Source organism: Bacillus sp. MUM 116 (assembly GCF_001866655.1).
Lineage (GTDB): Bacteria > Bacillota > Bacilli > Bacillales > Cytobacillaceae > Neobacillus.
Genome location: NZ_MLYR01000161.1, coordinates 16,548 through 31,211 on the forward strand (window position 1 = coordinate 16,548; position 14,664 = coordinate 31,211).

Here is a 14,664-nt window from a genome sequence, read left to right on the forward strand (position 1 = left end):
CGCAGATCAGGAAGGAGAGATAAACATGGCAGTAGAAGTCGTAATGCCTAAACTGGGAATGGCCATGAAAGAAGGCACGGTGTCGTTGTGGAATAAAGCGGTTGGGGATTCTGTTGAAAAGGGAGAACCGATTGCAAGTGTGAATTCTGAGAAAATTGAAATTGATGTGGAATCTCCTACAGAGGGAACTGTATTGAAAATTGCTGTTTCCGAAGGTGAGGGTGTACCTCCTGGAACGGTCATTTGTTATATCGGAAATCCCGGGGAAGAAATAGGTGCTCAGACAATTTCAGCTTCCGAACAGAAGACTGGAGTGGAAAATCAAGAACTCTCTAATGATTTAAATTGTTCTGTAAACCAAGCTAAAGCCCGAGGAGATAGAGTGAAAATTTCTCCCGTAGCTAAAAAAATGGCAGAGGCAGCTAACCTAGATATCGAGAAAATCAAAGGAACCGGCCCTGGAGGAAGAGTTACGAAGGAAGATGTTCAAGAAGCATTAAAAGCCCAACGTGAGCTTCAAACGGTACAGCCAAAAGAAACGAGGATTGAACCACAATTAGTATCTGCACAAAAGACACAAGCACAGCAGGTTCCGTTTAGTGGAATTCGCAAAGTGATAGCTGGCAGAATGCACGGCAGCCTGCAAAAAACGGCTCAGCTGACCATGAATATGAAAGTGGACGTAACCGAGCTGATTGCTTTACAAAAGCAAACGGCTGATGTGGTTCAAAAGAATTTTAACAATAAACTAACCGTTACCGATTTTATTGCCAGGGCCGTTGTGCTTTCCCTTAAGAAGCATCAGGATATGAATAGTGCTTTGATCGAGGATAAAATCCATTTGTTTAAACAGGTCCATCTCGGTATGGCGGTTGCCCTTGAAAAAGGGTTAGTGGTTCCGGTCATTCGCCATGCTGAAAATTGTTCGTTAAATGATTTATCTCGGAGCATTAAAGAATTGGCTCAAAAGGCCCGTCAAGGCCAGCTTTCAAATGAAGACATGCAGGGCTCCACGTTTACCATCAGTAATTTGGGCGCCTATGGTGTGGAGCACTTTACTCCAGTGTTAAACCCTCCTGAAACAGGTATTCTTGGTGTTGGTGCTGTCTTTGACACTCCGGTTTATGTTGGTGAAAATTTGGAAAGAAGAAGTATTTTACCGCTTAGCCTGACATTTGATCATCGTGTACTAGACGGCACTCCTGCGGCAGCTTTTTTACAAACCGTGAAACAATATTTGGAAGTACCCATCACCATGCTAATTTAGAAAGAAGGGATATCTATGGCTTCAATCATCATTATTGGTGGTGGTCCTGCCGGTTATGTGGCTGCAATTACTGCAGCACAGCAGGGGCAGGAAGTGACCATCATTGATCAAGGATCACTTGGGGGCACTTGTTTAAATGAAGGCTGTATGCCGACAAAGTCTTTACTGCATAGTGTTGAAGTCTACAGCCAGTTTAAACACGCGAAGGATTTCGGTATCCTTCTTCCGGACGGACAAATTGAAATGGATTGGAATTTGGTCCTCAAGCGAAAAAATAAGATTGTTTCAACGCTTGTTCAGGGAATTCAATATTTAATGAAGAAAAATAAAATCAAGGTCATCAAAGGAGCTGCCTCCTTTGTAACCAGTCGCCTTTTACGGGTTGAAGCTGCAGGCATGCAAGAAGAAATCAGTGCCGATAAAATCATAATTGCTTCAGGCTCGGAACCGATCGCCCTGCCATTTGCTCCATTTGACGGGCAATGGGTGGTTCATAGTGGTCAAGCCTTATCGCTTCCATCGAATCCTTCCTCATTACTGATTATTGGCGGCGGGGTCATCGGCTGCGAATTTGCCAGTATCTATAGCAGATTAGGGGCAAACGTGACCATTGTTGAGATGGCAGACCAGCTGCTGCCAGGAGAAGATCATGATATTGCCTCTGTCTTACATAAGCAGTTGGAAACTGATGGCGTAACCATTTACACTTCGACATCACTAAAAGAATTGAATCGTGAACAAAAAATGGCTTATGTGGAAAATGAACAAGGAATTCAGGCGATTCAAGCAGAATTGGTTTTGGTTTCAATCGGACGTAAGCCGAGGGTAAATGGCCTCGGACTCGAGAATATCGGAGTCGATTTTTCGCGGCAGGGAATTCAGGTAAATGATCAAATGCAAACGAATTTTCCGAACATCTATGCCTGTGGGGATATTATCGGCGGTATTCAGCTGGCACATGTGGCCTTCCATGAGGGAACGGTGGCTGCATTAAATGCTTCGGGGAAGGAAGCACGAGTCAATTATCGGGCTGTACCTCGCTGTATTTACACTTCTCCTGAAATTGCAGGTGTCGGACTAACAGAAAAACAGGCAAGAGATCAATATGGCGACATACGGGTCGGGGAATTTCCATTTGCTGCAAATGGGAAGGCATTGATTGCGAATGAACGCAATGGAAAAGTAAAGGTACTCATCGAATCAGAATATGGGGAGATCCTTGGAGTATCGATTGTGGGCCCGCATGCGACCGAACTGATTGGCCAGGGAACGGTGATGCTGCAAGCAGAATTGACAACGGATACGATGGGGGATTTCATCGCTGCCCATCCGACTTTATCAGAAGCCGTTCATGAAGCCGTGCTAAGTGCGGTTGGCCATGCTGTACATGCATAAGAATCGCATTACCTCTCCTTGAAAAACTTCGCACAAAACGCGAAGTTTTTTTAATTTTCTATATAATCTGTGTTATCCGTTGAAAGCGGATTCGTAATTTAATATAATTGAAAATGGAAAGTACCTCGATTTGAAAAACTACTTTTATACTCCAAATTTCTTCTCATGTTGTACGTCAAGATCTCAATCTATGTGGCTATTATTTACTCTGATTAGAGGAGGCTCTATGAATACTACTTTATCTCTGGATACGTGGATGCGTTTTATCAAAGAGGGTGTTTTGGATACAGCCCGGTTAAACAAACGGATTTTGGAATCATGGTATCGCTGTAAAAAAGAGCAGGTCAACCCCTATTTAAACAGTGGAAGACATTTATTAACAAAAGAACAATTACATTCCATTAAAAAAAAGAATTCGAATTTAATAGAAATTGCTGCCCCCTATTTAAAGAATTATGATCAGGCAATCAAAGACTCTGGGATGATGGCCTTATTAGTGGATCCGGAAGGATATGTCCTGTCCCTTACGGGTAATGAAAAAACCTTAATGGATGCGCGAAAAATTAATTTTGTAGAGGGAGTACGCTGGACAGAGTGTGAAGTAGGGACCAATGCAATTGGTACCGCCCTGCAAACAAAAGAAGCCGTAATGATCAATGGGGCGGAGCATTTTTCTGTCGCCTCCCATCAATGGAGTTGTTCCGCAACACCTATTTTTGATGATAACGGTAATCTGATGGGGGTCATCGATGTTTCTTGCCCCATTGAGCATTCTCATCCCTTTATGATGGGAATGGTGACTTCGGTTGCCTATGCGATTGAAAAAGAATTTACCATTCGCTCAAACCAAACGGAAATTGCCCTCATCAAACAAGCAACTCCATTGGCCGAGGCCAATCACAACCAGTTGTTCATCGTCTGTAATCAAAAACAAACCGTCGTAGCCGCAAGTAAACGATTTCGTGAAAGTTTCCCCGAATTCATGGGTAGAAATCTTCATGAAGTTTTATCCAATGGTTTTGAAATTCATTTTGAAAAGCCAATGAGTTCAAATGATAATGGTTACCTAATCGGAAGCGGATTTTTCCTATCAGAAGTACATACGTCCCATTATCCCTCCAATATTCCAACATCAACGCCTTTCTGTTTTAATGGAGAGTGTGGGATCAGTGAGATTTTTCAAAAAACGTTAGAAAAAGTCAAACTCGTTGCGCCAACAGAAGCAACGGTATTTATATCCGGAGAAACCGGTTCAGGCAAAGAACTGATTGCCCGTGCGATTCATGACAATAGCCCTAGAAAAAACGGCCCTTTTATCTCCCTAAATTGTGGAGCAATTCCAAAGGATTTAATGGAAAGTGAATTATTTGGCTACGTTGAAGGAGCCTTTACCGGAGCAAGAAAGCAAGGATATAAAGGGAAATTTGAACAGGCCCAAAAGGGGACGATTTTTCTCGATGAAATTGGTGAAATCCCGCATACGATGCAGGTGGCCTTATTGCGGGTCCTACAGGAGCGGAAAGTTACTCCGATTGGAAGCATGAAGGAGGTTTTGTTGGATGTACGTGTCATTACCGCAACCCATCGTGACATTACGGAGCTCGTAAGGCAGGGGGGATTTCGTGAGGATCTCTATTATCGTTTGAATGTATATCCAATCTCTGTTCCCCCGCTTAGGCAAAGAAAAGAAGATATCCCACATCTTATTCGTCATATTTGTCAAAAGAATCATTGGAACATCCCGAACCTGGAGGAATTATCTGCAAGTTTACTAGACCATGAATGGCCGGGGAACATCAGGGAATTGACGAATATGCTGGAACGCTTGCATATTATTTCGCCATCTCAAATGTCGGGCCTCGAACATTTTCTTGAATTACTATCTATTCAGCACTCAACGCTTCCTCCAATTAGGAAGCCAGAAGAAAAAGAAGTTGATGAAAGAAAGCTAAATGCAAGGGAAAAGATTCAAAGGGATTTAATGATAGAGGCTCTAAGGAAAACAAAAGGCAACGTAACGGCCGCCGCCAAATTACTCGATATTCCGAGAAGTACTTTCTATAAGCGTCTGCAAAAGTTTGGAATATAATATAGTAAGAATCGTTTTATTCCTGAATATGTAAAAAAGGGACTTAACCCGGTTGGTTAAGTCCCTTTGAATGTAAAATCTTCTTTATAAATAAGAGGAACCTATTTTTTGTCACTTCCTTGACATTTTTGGATTTTTTTCAATCGAGAAGGATTAGCCTTTTAATCCTTTTTGTACCGATTGATTTATAGATATGAAGTTTTAGAATCCGTAATGGGTACCCCCCGTCACCTTCCCCTCATCATCAAAATGGGTTGGTTCTGATCACCTGGACCGATAAAGTCTAATGCGGCAGGAGAAAATAAGGCAACTTTTCCTTTCGCGCCCTCCAAAAGAATTCGGATGGGTTCTAGAACTCCTTTATCCTGAAAGACATGGCTTCCGAAGCGTATCTTCTTTTTGATTATCCTTGGGTGGGCAGCCACATTTTTTGAATGAAACGTGTTCACAGCAACTGGCTCTTTCGCTTCTTCTTTAAGTTGTACTGATGTTTTCTCTGTTTGTAAAACTTCCTTATCAATCGAAGCGATGATTCCGATTTCACGTTCATTGAATACTAGGACAAATTGATATCCGGCTTCCGTTTTCTTTTGTATAATGGACACTTCATCGGTTACAAACGTAACAAAATCTTCGGATTCGTTCTTGTGTGAGTCTTGAGAGGCTTCCTTTTTCTTGATGACTCGATAATAGGCTTTTGCGCCCATTTCTTCATCTGTGAAATCAAACGGTTTGATACTTTGGGTTGGCACAAAGTATAATTGATGTACCTTTTGTTTGTTGTTCAATTGGACGCATAAAGCAACATCTTCTTTCACCGCCTTTCCCTCTCCACTTGAGAGAGTTGGGACATTCATGTTCATTCCAGGAAATTGAACGAAGATGTAGCGGAAGTTTTTCTTAGGTTGTACATTCTGAAGTCTCATAAACTCACAACCTTTCCGAAATTTTACGAGGGGGGTATTCCTCTTAATAGGTAAATTCGATATTGATTGTTTCTTTCCTTTTTAATTATGTAGGGTTTTTATCGTCACTTTCTTATCAAATACGAGGCTTGCTCCCAATTGTTGAGTAATTTAGAGCAGAACTCCTATCGAAAAACAAAGAATGAACCGTTTTTTGTCGTTTCTTTCTAAGTTTATTTTAAAACTAAGTAATTTGAATTGCCTTTTTTTTGAAAAAATTGCGTATTTAACATGGATTTGGATGAAAATTTTGAAATTATGTGTTAAAAAACATATCTGATTTATCCACAATGTGTTATCCTAGCTTATATACAACTTTGGGAGGTAAGAGAAATGCAAGTCACTGCAGAAAATGCAAAAAAAGACAAACCTACACCTGCATTTTCAAGAACGAATCCATTTCCGGCAAAAGTTCTTAAAAATGTAAATTTAAATGGGGAAGGTTCAAGCAAAGAAACAAGACATTTGGAGTTATCCTTAGAAGGGTCAGGCCTTTCTTATGTACCGGGTGATGCCCTTGGTGTCGTTCCTGAAAATGATCCTGAACTTGTCGCTGCCCTTATTGAGGAAATGCACTGGGATGGTCAAGCGGTGGTCACTATTAATAAGCAAGGTGAAACTTTGCCATTGAAGGAAGCGCTCACAACCTTTTTTGAAATTACCCTTTTAAATAAAAAGATTTTACAACAGTCAGCTTCGTTCACAGAGAATGAGGCGTTACAAAATCTTGTGTTGGTTGAAAATGCAGCCCAACTAAAAGAATATTGCTATGGCCGCGATTTGCTTGATATGCTACGTGATTTTGGTCCATGGAAGGCTTCATCCCAAGAAATCGTTTCTCTTTTAAGAAAAATGCCGCCACGTCTTTATTCGATTGCTAGCAGTTTTACCGCTCATCCTGGAGAAGTGCATTTAACGATTGGTGCTGTACGATACACCTCAAACGGACGCGATCGTAAAGGAGTTTGTTCGGTTTTATGTGCGGAACGTCTTAAAGATGGCGATACAATTCCAGTATTTGTTCAACCAAATAAACACTTCCACCTGTCAGAGTCCGGGGAAAGTGACATTATCATGGTTGGCCCTGGGACAGGCATTGCACCATTCCGCTCCTTTATCGAGGAACGTGCCGTAAATAAAGCAACCGGCCGGACATGGTTATTCTTTGGTGACCAGCATGCTGCAACGGATTTCCTCTATCAATCTGAGTTAGAAAAATATCAGCAAGAGGGAGCAGTGACAAAATTAGATACTGCGTTCTCCCGTGATTCAGAGAAAAAAGTTTATGTCCAACATAAAATGCTTGAAAACAGTCAAGAATTGTTTGCATGGTTGGAAAAAGGAGCTATTTTCTACGTTTGTGGCGATAAGGAACACATGGCGAAAGACGTCCATGAAGCGCTTATTACTGTGATAGAAAAAGAAGGCGCAAGGGCACGTGATGCAGCTGAAGCGTATTTAAAAGATATGCAACAGAACGGCCGTTATCAGCGTGACGTTTATTAATATTATTGGAAGGCAACGATCTTATGGTCGTTGCCTTTTTTGTGCCTAAGCGTATCTTTTTTTTAGCAGTTTTATACCTGCTTTACTTTAATTTAACGTTTAATTAACGGCTAATTAACAATGCATTGTTAGAATTTAATTCGAAAGCAGGAATGAACCTGTAATTCATCTTAATTTACTAATTGAATGGGGATGACCTGAATTGAAAAAGAAAGCTGTAGTTGGATTAGTTGCGACTGGTATTGTAGCAATGGGTTCACTATTCTCCACTTCACTACCAACATATGCGGCACAAGAGAAAATAGCGGTAAAGAGTAGTGTAACAGCAAATACACCATACAATGTATTTAACAAAAAGATTGATGTAAAAACGACAACACCTATCAAACATGTTGTTGTTATTTTTGGTGAGAACGTATCTTTTGATCATTATTTTGGTACCTATCCCTATGCACTAAATATAAAAGGAGAACCTAAGTTCACTCCTAAGACAAGTACGCCTGAAGTAAATAATTTATTAACACCAAAAGATTATAACGGGACTCAACCGGATATCGCTAAGACTAACCTTATTACCAATAATCCAAACGCAGCCAATCCAGTTCGGCTAGACCGTTCACAAGCAATGACGGCAGATATGGATCATGCTTATCATGATGAAATTGCGGCTGTTAATGGCGGGAAAATGGACAAGTTTGTTGAGACGGTTGGAAGAGGGTCAAATCCTAATATTGTTATGGACTATTATGATGGGAATACCGTCACCGCGTTGTGGAACTACGCTCAAAATTTTGCAATGAGTGATAATTCCTTTGGAACTACCTACGGTCCTTCTACACCTGGTGCATTAAACCTCATTTCTGGTGAAACTCACGGTGCTACCCTGTATGACAAGGATGGTAAACAAACGGGTGATGTTAAGAATGAATTTGAAAATGGAACCGTGACTGGTGATCCGGACCCATTATTCGATAAGGCTGGAAAAGGTCTAAAAGTTAAAATGGATGAAACAAATAAAAACGTTGGTGACCTTTTGAATGCAAAAGGAATTACTTGGGGATGGTTCCAAGGCGGATTTGCTGATACAACTGCGAAACATACAAATATTGAAGGAGCATCGGTTACGGATTATAATCCACATCATGAGCCATTCCAATATTATAAGTCAACTGCAAACCCAGATCATGTGACATCAAGTTCGCCTGATCTGATTGGTAAAACAGATCAAGCAAACCACCAATATGATATGAAGGATTTCTGGACTGCTGTAGATAACGGGAATTTGCCAAGTGTCAGCTACCTAAAAGCTCCAAATTATCAGGATGGTCATGCTGGTTATTCTGATCCTTTAGATGAGCAGCATTTTATCGTTGATACGATTAACCATCTACAAAAAACGCCTGAATGGAAAGATACTGCCGTTGTCATTGCGTATGATGATTCGGATGGTTGGTATGATCATGTGTATGGTCCAAATAACGGTCAAACGGAAGACTCTGGAAAAGCTGGCTATGGTCCAAGATTGCCGCTTTTAGTGGTCTCGCCTTATGCCAAGGGTAACTTTGTAGACCATACCGTAACGGATCAAACATCTATTCTTAAGTTTATTGAGGATAACTGGAATTTAGGACGTATAGGTGGAACCTCATTAGATGCTAAAGCTGGCAGCTTGGCCAATATGTTTGATTTCAATCATGGTCCTCGAAACAAAAAACTATTCTTAGATCCAACAACTGGCCAACCAGTTAAAGCAATTAACGATACCAATAACGAACACTAATCGTAGACAAAGGAGCGCTAACATAACGGCGCTCCTTTGTTTACATTATCTTTCAGAAATAGGATATTCTTTTTGACTATAGATTCCATGTGTACTCATTCCTCACTTTTTTTAAGGTATCCAGCTTTTCATGTCTCCATCGAAGATAAATTGTTTTGCTACATCACCATTTTTTGCATTGACAATTTTTAAAACATCCCTATCACCCATCAGTAAAGTCTCAAGCATCCTAAAAATACTCAGGCAAAAATTTTTCATACAAACACTCCAATATGTGGTTTACTATTAATTTACGCATAGTATAAAATTAGGTGATAGGAAAAAATAGGTAGGAAAGTATTAGTAGAAATAGTATGTGTCTTTCATAGAAGAGATGAAGACCAAAACTGCCTTTTTGAAAAAGAAGGAATGACGGGGATTTATCTAGAAATAGAATGTAAGCGTTCTAAAAGGAGGAATATGAATGCTGACAAATGTAGAATTGAATGAAATAAAAGCGCTTCAGGAAATTTGCGAAAAAGAAGGCGGCTTCCACCTGAAGCTGAATTTTGAAATGCTTAAAAACCGGGCTGAAAATAGTAATGAAGACTTCTTCCATTACGAAGATGGCCGTCTCGTTGGTTTTCTGGGAAGCTATTATTTTGGAAATAAAGTGGAACTTTGCGGAATGGTCCATCCGAAGTTCAGGTTAAAGGGAATATTTTCCCAACTGCTTAAAAAGGGACTTGAGGAAGCGAAGAAACAAAAAGTTGGGACGATTTTATTAAACGCTCCGACAAGTTCCCAATCGGCTAAAGAGTTTTTGAAAAATATCCTCTGTACATTTGCAGTTGCGGAATATCAAATGAAATGGCATAACACTGAATTAGTCGCGGATCCAGCTATAATCGTAAGGCCTTCTATATCAGAGGATGATGGGGAAGCAGAAATCCAGCTTGATGTTTTGGGCTTTGGATTTTTAGAAAATGAGGCACGAGAGATGCATCGGGAAATTAGGGAGAACTGCGGCGAACAAATGTTCATTATTGATGTAGATGGAAGAACGGCAGGGAAAATGAGGGTTAACGAAAAAGATGGTGAGGCGTGGATCTATGGTTTTGTTGTTTTTCCTGAACTCCGTGGTAAAGGTATTGGCAGGAAAGCTTTATCTAAAGTGGTAAAAATGGAGAATCAAAAGGGATTTTCTATTTTTCTGGAAGTGGAGGCCCGAAATGCCCGTGCACTCGGACTCTATGAATCATGTGGATTTAGGAGCTATCATTCACAGGATTATTATGAGTACAATATATAGGAGGTACCGTTCATGCCATCGGGTATGAACGGTTTTTTTTATTTAACTCTGCAATTAAAAAAAAATTTTTTTACGAAAAACCGAATGTATAATAAGCGTCTATATTCCCGTAACGACATTTTTTTGAAAAACATCCTAGGACTTTTTAATTAAAAATAAAGAAAATTGTGGATTTTTAGAAGAAAAAGAAGGATTTTTTATTTTAGTAGAGGAATATATATAGTTAAATACAACGAAGATTCGCCCGTCATCTACAATATATTGAAAGATTACGAGAAAAACTGCGAAATAGCCAAGTTTAGATTTTCCATTTCATCAAAGTATGAAGGAAGGTATAGGATATGAACGAAAATTTTTTTGCTGACTATAAGAAATTTATTGTTGTACCGGAAGATGTGAAGCATGGTGGTAAAGATGGTTTTGATCCAAAAAGTTTTGCCGCACACTACATATTGACATTGTCACTTTTTGATTCCAGGTTGTCGACTTGGAGAGATGCCAGTAAATTTGATATTGATGTAGAAAAATGTATTAAAACTGTATTGAATGACTTCAATCAAAAGCAGGGCGACAGGTATAACCTTCAATTACTTGAACTGGATAAATTTAAAAACTATTTTATTTTGGCCCTTTCTTTTAAGACAAAGCTTGAACCAGAGGAAGAAAATACCCGTATTTCTTTTATCGTGAATAACCTGCTTATGAACCCTTTTTATGTTGGTCAGGGATGGTTTGCACTTATCGGGGATAAAGGAAGAGTTGAACGACAACTCTTTAGCTGGTCTATAAGGGAATATAAATTGGAGAACCAGGATGAAACAAAAAGGGACGGAAAATACGAGAACATCAGTGAATTTATCCCTAAAACTGGACAGATTGCTTTGGTAAAACGTATCTAAAAAAGGACATTCTTTAATACTAAATAACCACAAAAAAAGGAGCGAACCCCTCGCTCCTTTTCAATGTTATGTATAGGTGGAGTTTGTGAATGTTTTCACTTAAACTAACTGGACAAATAAAGTTAATTCGTCAACTTACCTTTTTCAGAAAAATTGGGTCCAGATGGTAGAGGCACTTCATCACGAAGAAAATATTACCCGCAGCTATTCCTGGTATACTAGAAGTTGCCTATGCGTGGAAAAATTTAAATGATATCATTTGAGGTGTAAATGATGAATCGAAAAGAGATAGAATATAAGATAGAAGACCTAAAGGCAGACTATGTAAGAATTCAGTATGATTTAGAAAAGCTCGAGTTGGTGAAAGGAAACCTTTCACCATTAGAAAAGCAGCTGGAAGATATTGAAAAGGAATTAAGCCAGCTGAATAAACAATTGGATGAACTTGAATAGAAAAAATAAGCGGGGGTTTACCTCCGCTTATTTTTTTTGAAAGATAAGCGTATAAAATAGGCAAATTAATTATTTTTTCTAAAAATACTTGACGTAAAAACATAATGCATGTATGGTTAATTACATAACTAACTAACCAAATAACTAACTAGGTGGTGAGGGAATGAAATCTTTAATCGATGATAATCGTCCGATCTTTATGCAAATTGCAGAGAAAATTGAGGATGACATCATTAATGGAGGGCTACTGGAAGAATCCCAGGTGCCATCCACTAATCAATTTGCTTCCTTTTACCAGATCAATCCGGCAACTGCAGCAAAAGGTGTGAATTTGTTAGTCGATCAAGGAATATTGTACAAAAAACGCGGCATTGGGATGTTTGTCGTGAAGGGGGCGCGTGAAAAGCTAATGGAAAAAAGAAAAGAACAGTTTTTTGAGGAGTATGTATCCAAAATGATTCATGAGGCAAAAAAGCTAGGAATAACTTCAGAAGAACTGATGGATATGATTAAAAAGGGGGAAAGGTGAAATGAGTAATGTTGTAGAGGTTAATCAACTAACAAAAGCATATGGAAATGTAACTGCGGTAGATGGGGTTACATTCTCAATCGAAGCAAACAAAATTTATGGGCTTCTTGGAAGAAATGGAGCAGGAAAAACGACTATTATGCATATGATTACAGCTCAATTATTTCAAACTAGCGGAGAAATAAAGGTTTTTGGAGAAAATCCTTATGAAAATAAGCATGTGTTAAGTAAAATATGTTTTATTAAAGAAAGCCAAAAGTATCCATCCGCATTCACCATTAAAAATGTGTTGGATGTAGCTGCAATCTTATTTCCTAATTGGGATCAGCAGTACGCTGAGTCACTGATAGAGGATTTTCGACTTCCATCAAATCGAAGAATGAAGAGGCTATCAAGAGGGATGCTATCTTCGGTCGGAATCGTAATCGGCCTTGCCAGTCGCGCACCACTTACGATATTTGATGAGCCTTATTTAGGGCTTGATGCTGTGGCAAGGAGCTTGTTTTATAATCGCTTGATTGAAGATTACGCTGTGCACCCGCGTACGATTGTCCTCTCTACACATTTGATCGATGAAGTAAACAAAATTTTAGAGCATGTACTAGTGATTGATAATGGAAAACTGCTCATTAATGAGGATGCCGATGTACTGCGAGGAAGTGCTACTACTGTTACAGGATTAGCAAAAAAAGTGGAAGCTTTTACAGCTGGTAAAAAGGTTATTGATAATAGTCCTTTAGGTCGATTCCATTCAGCTACTGTGATGGGAAGGCTTGAAGAAGAGGACATAAAACAAGCTGAGGCGTTTGAACTGGAATTTAGTCCAGTTTCGTTGCAACAGCTGATTGTTCATCTAACTGGTGGAAAATCAAAAGATAAGGTGGTTGGTTTCTAATGAATAGTATCATGCATGTCATGAAAATTCATACAACGGAAAAATGGGGATGGTTTTATATCCCATGGATTATATTACCTTTTAGTTTCTTTATAAATCTTATTATAGGAATTGTTACAGGCGGCACGGAGCCAATCTATACGGGTGGAATGGTCTCAATCTTTATTTACATGTTAATTGCAGGTATTGGAACGATGCAAATGTTCCAGTTTGCCATTGGGTTGAGTGTGAGGAGAAAGGATTTCTATTTGGGAACGATAGGAATGTTTATTTCTGTAAGTGCCGGAAATTCAATTGTATTGTTAATTCTCTCCATTGTGGAAAAAATATCAGGATTTTGGGGTGTTAGTCTTCATTTTTTCCACCTGCCGTATCTAAACGATGGTTCCCTGATCGAACAGTTTTTCATTTACTTTATTTTAATGATGAAAATGTTATTTTTAGGATTTGCCATTGCAAGTATATTTCAACGATTTGGCCGAAGCGGATTACTCATCTTTTTCGGAGTATTATTCATAATTATTACCGCCATATCATTTATTTTTACCTATTTTGAAAAATGGGGTACTATCTTCCATTGGGTTACATGGCATTCCGCTTTCGGACTTTCAATTTGGATGATACCTGTAGTTTTACTGTATATGATTGTATCTTATTTGCTTCTCAAAAGAGCGACCGTTTAAAAAAGCTGTTTCAATACAATCTACCAATGTACTCATGAGAAAAATGTACCCGGAGTATCATAGAGAAATTAACGTTATAAAGGACAAAATATGATGATTTCTAAACAAAAAATGACCGGGCATTTTATATTTTCGCCCGGTTATCTTAATATCCCAATGTTTGTGAAGAAATACACTTAAACTAAAAGTTGCTAAAGATTCGTGCTAACAGAATTGGCAGCTTTCTTATTAAACTAAAGGATAGGTTAGTGATTTCAAAGGTTTTATCTCATCTCTATTTGGTGGAATATGGATGGCTTAATACCCTCGAGGGTCAGAGTATGAATGAAGCATTGCAATCTTCAGTGCAACTTCAAGAAAAGATTGAGAAACTGCCCATTGAAGACTTAGAAACGGAATTTCACACTTTAACATCTCGGTTTAAATCCTTTTTAAACATACAGGAAGATATGGAAAAGAGAATAATGTTGGATAATCCATGGGCAGGATTAAGAGAAACAAGTATATCTGAAATGGTCTTACACGTTGTGAATCATGGAACCTATCATAGAGGGAATATTTCAGCTATGTTGCATCAGTTGGATGATTCTTCAGTTATGACTGATTATGCTTATTATTGGTATTCTGAAAATGTTATTCATTATAAATAGGTAAGAGAAGAGTAAACCATTTTTTCTTCAAAAGGGTGACGTTTGTTGAGGATCGAGAGATGTTTACACAGATCTTTCTTTGAGCTAACGGATAACTTTAATCAAACAATTGTTGATCAAAAGTAATCTCACTCTTCTAATATATTTGCACTTACTTTAGGTGATATTTTGCACATCCAACTTTAAAAACCCATCTATTTTCATTAATCCCAATTAGGTTTTAATAAGGTATCCTCCAATCAGATTATGGAAGCATTAAATA

At 38.8% G+C, this 14,664-nt stretch carries 13 protein-coding genes and 1 pseudogene; 12 read left to right on the plus strand and 2 right to left on the minus strand.

Annotated features, from left to right (window positions below):
* Positions 1–25 precede the first annotated feature (25 nt).
* The 3 genes from BIV60_RS26955 to BIV60_RS26965 all read left to right on the plus strand — a co-directional run bounded on the left by BIV60_RS26955 (position 26) and on the right by BIV60_RS26965 (position 4,751).
* A complete protein-coding gene (locus BIV60_RS26955) occupies positions 26–1,267 on the plus strand; it encodes a dihydrolipoamide acetyltransferase family protein (protein ID WP_071358738.1) in 1,242 nt (413 codons plus the stop codon).
* Positions 1,268–1,282: 15 nt separating this feature from the next.
* Positions 1,283–2,662 carry a dihydrolipoyl dehydrogenase gene (gene lpdA / locus BIV60_RS26960; protein WP_071358739.1) on the plus strand — a complete coding sequence of 460 codons (1,380 nt, stop codon included), beginning with the start codon at positions 1,283–1,285 and terminating at the stop codon, positions 2,660–2,662.
* 226 nt (positions 2,663–2,888) lie between these two features.
* Positions 2,889–4,751: a sigma-54-dependent Fis family transcriptional regulator gene (locus tag BIV60_RS26965; RefSeq protein WP_071358740.1), complete on the plus strand. Its 1,863-nt coding sequence runs from the start codon at positions 2,889–2,891 to the stop codon at positions 4,749–4,751.
* 227 nt (positions 4,752–4,978) lie between these two features.
* On the opposite strand, the gene BIV60_RS26970 is transcribed toward BIV60_RS26965, so the two are convergent.
* Entirely contained in the window at positions 4,979–5,677 is a 699-nt protein-coding gene (locus BIV60_RS26970) for a hypothetical protein (protein WP_071358741.1), read from the minus strand.
* Between the two features lie 372 nt (positions 5,678–6,049).
* Here BIV60_RS26970 and BIV60_RS26975 point away from each other — a divergent pair, with 372 nt between their 5' ends.
* Entirely contained in the window at positions 6,050–7,222 is a 1,173-nt protein-coding gene (locus BIV60_RS26975; RefSeq protein WP_071358742.1) for a sulfite reductase subunit alpha, read from the plus strand.
* A 202-nt stretch (positions 7,223–7,424) separates the two neighbouring features.
* Positions 7,425–9,002, plus strand: coding sequence for a phospholipase C (locus BIV60_RS26980; RefSeq protein ID WP_256218566.1), 1,578 nt, complete (start codon positions 7,425–7,427; stop codon positions 9,000–9,002).
* A 111-nt stretch (positions 9,003–9,113) separates the two neighbouring features.
* On the opposite strand, the gene BIV60_RS29960 is transcribed toward BIV60_RS26980, so the two are convergent.
* Complete coding sequence (locus tag BIV60_RS29960; protein WP_177177407.1) at positions 9,114–9,260, minus strand: hypothetical protein; 147 nt, start codon at positions 9,258–9,260, stop codon at positions 9,114–9,116.
* Between the two features lie 205 nt (positions 9,261–9,465).
* On the opposite strand from BIV60_RS29960, the gene BIV60_RS26985 reads away from it, so the two are divergent.
* The 7 genes and pseudogenes from BIV60_RS26985 to BIV60_RS27015 form a co-directional block, all read left to right on the plus strand.
* Positions 9,466–10,293 carry a GNAT family N-acetyltransferase gene (locus BIV60_RS26985; RefSeq protein ID WP_071358743.1) on the plus strand — a complete coding sequence of 276 codons (828 nt, stop codon included), beginning with the start codon at positions 9,466–9,468 and terminating at the stop codon, positions 10,291–10,293.
* Between the two features lie 341 nt (positions 10,294–10,634).
* Entirely contained in the window at positions 10,635–11,192 is a 558-nt protein-coding gene (locus BIV60_RS26990) for a hypothetical protein (protein ID WP_071358744.1), read from the plus strand.
* Between the two features lie 273 nt (positions 11,193–11,465).
* Positions 11,466–11,645: an SE1832 family protein gene (locus tag BIV60_RS26995; RefSeq protein ID WP_071358745.1), complete on the plus strand. Its 180-nt coding sequence runs from the start codon at positions 11,466–11,468 to the stop codon at positions 11,643–11,645.
* A gap of 163 nt (positions 11,646–11,808) precedes the next feature.
* A complete protein-coding gene (locus BIV60_RS27000) occupies positions 11,809–12,174 on the plus strand; it encodes a GntR family transcriptional regulator (protein WP_071358746.1) in 366 nt (121 codons plus the stop codon).
* Position 12,175: 1 nt separating this feature from the next.
* Positions 12,176–13,069 (plus strand): ABC transporter ATP-binding protein, encoded by an 894-nt coding sequence (locus BIV60_RS27005; protein WP_071358747.1) that lies wholly within the window; start codon positions 12,176–12,178, stop codon positions 13,067–13,069.
* On the plus strand, positions 13,069–13,752 hold the full coding sequence (locus BIV60_RS27010) for a hypothetical protein (protein WP_071358748.1): 684 nt from the start codon (positions 13,069–13,071) through the stop codon (positions 13,750–13,752). The genes BIV60_RS27005 and BIV60_RS27010 overlap by 1 nt, the downstream gene beginning before the upstream one ends.
* A 251-nt stretch (positions 13,753–14,003) precedes the next feature.
* Positions 14,004–14,402 (plus strand): annotated as a pseudogene (locus BIV60_RS27015) (DinB family protein); the annotation flags it as partial.
* Positions 14,403–14,664: the final 262 nt, after the last annotated feature.

Bases quoted from the DNA above. Each gene is read 5' to 3' on its own strand.
- BIV60_RS26965 (WP_071358740.1), top strand. From the start codon at position 2,889: ATGAATACTACTTTATCTCTGGATACGTGGATGCGTTTTATCAAAGAG.
- BIV60_RS27000 (WP_071358746.1), top strand. From the start codon at position 11,809: ATGAAATCTTTAATCGATGATAATCGTCCGATCTTTATGCAAATTGCA.
- lpdA (WP_071358739.1), top strand. From the start codon at position 1,283: ATGGCTTCAATCATCATTATTGGTGGTGGTCCTGCCGGTTATGTGGCT.
- BIV60_RS26995 (WP_071358745.1), top strand. From the start codon at position 11,466: ATGAATCGAAAAGAGATAGAATATAAGATAGAAGACCTAAAGGCAGAC.
- BIV60_RS27005 (WP_071358747.1), top strand. From the start codon at position 12,176: ATGAGTAATGTTGTAGAGGTTAATCAACTAACAAAAGCATATGGAAAT.
- BIV60_RS29960 (WP_177177407.1), bottom strand. From the start codon at position 9,260: ATGAAAAATTTTTGCCTGAGTATTTTTAGGATGCTTGAGACTTTACTG.
- BIV60_RS26990 (WP_071358744.1), top strand. From the start codon at position 10,635: ATGAACGAAAATTTTTTTGCTGACTATAAGAAATTTATTGTTGTACCG.
- BIV60_RS26985 (WP_071358743.1), top strand. From the start codon at position 9,466: ATGCTGACAAATGTAGAATTGAATGAAATAAAAGCGCTTCAGGAAATT.
- BIV60_RS26955 (WP_071358738.1), top strand. From the start codon at position 26: ATGGCAGTAGAAGTCGTAATGCCTAAACTGGGAATGGCCATGAAAGAA.
- BIV60_RS26970 (WP_071358741.1), bottom strand. From the start codon at position 5,677: ATGAGACTTCAGAATGTACAACCTAAGAAAAACTTCCGCTACATCTTC.
- BIV60_RS26975 (WP_071358742.1), top strand. From the start codon at position 6,050: ATGCAAGTCACTGCAGAAAATGCAAAAAAAGACAAACCTACACCTGCA.
- BIV60_RS27010 (WP_071358748.1), top strand. From the start codon at position 13,069: ATGAATAGTATCATGCATGTCATGAAAATTCATACAACGGAAAAATGG.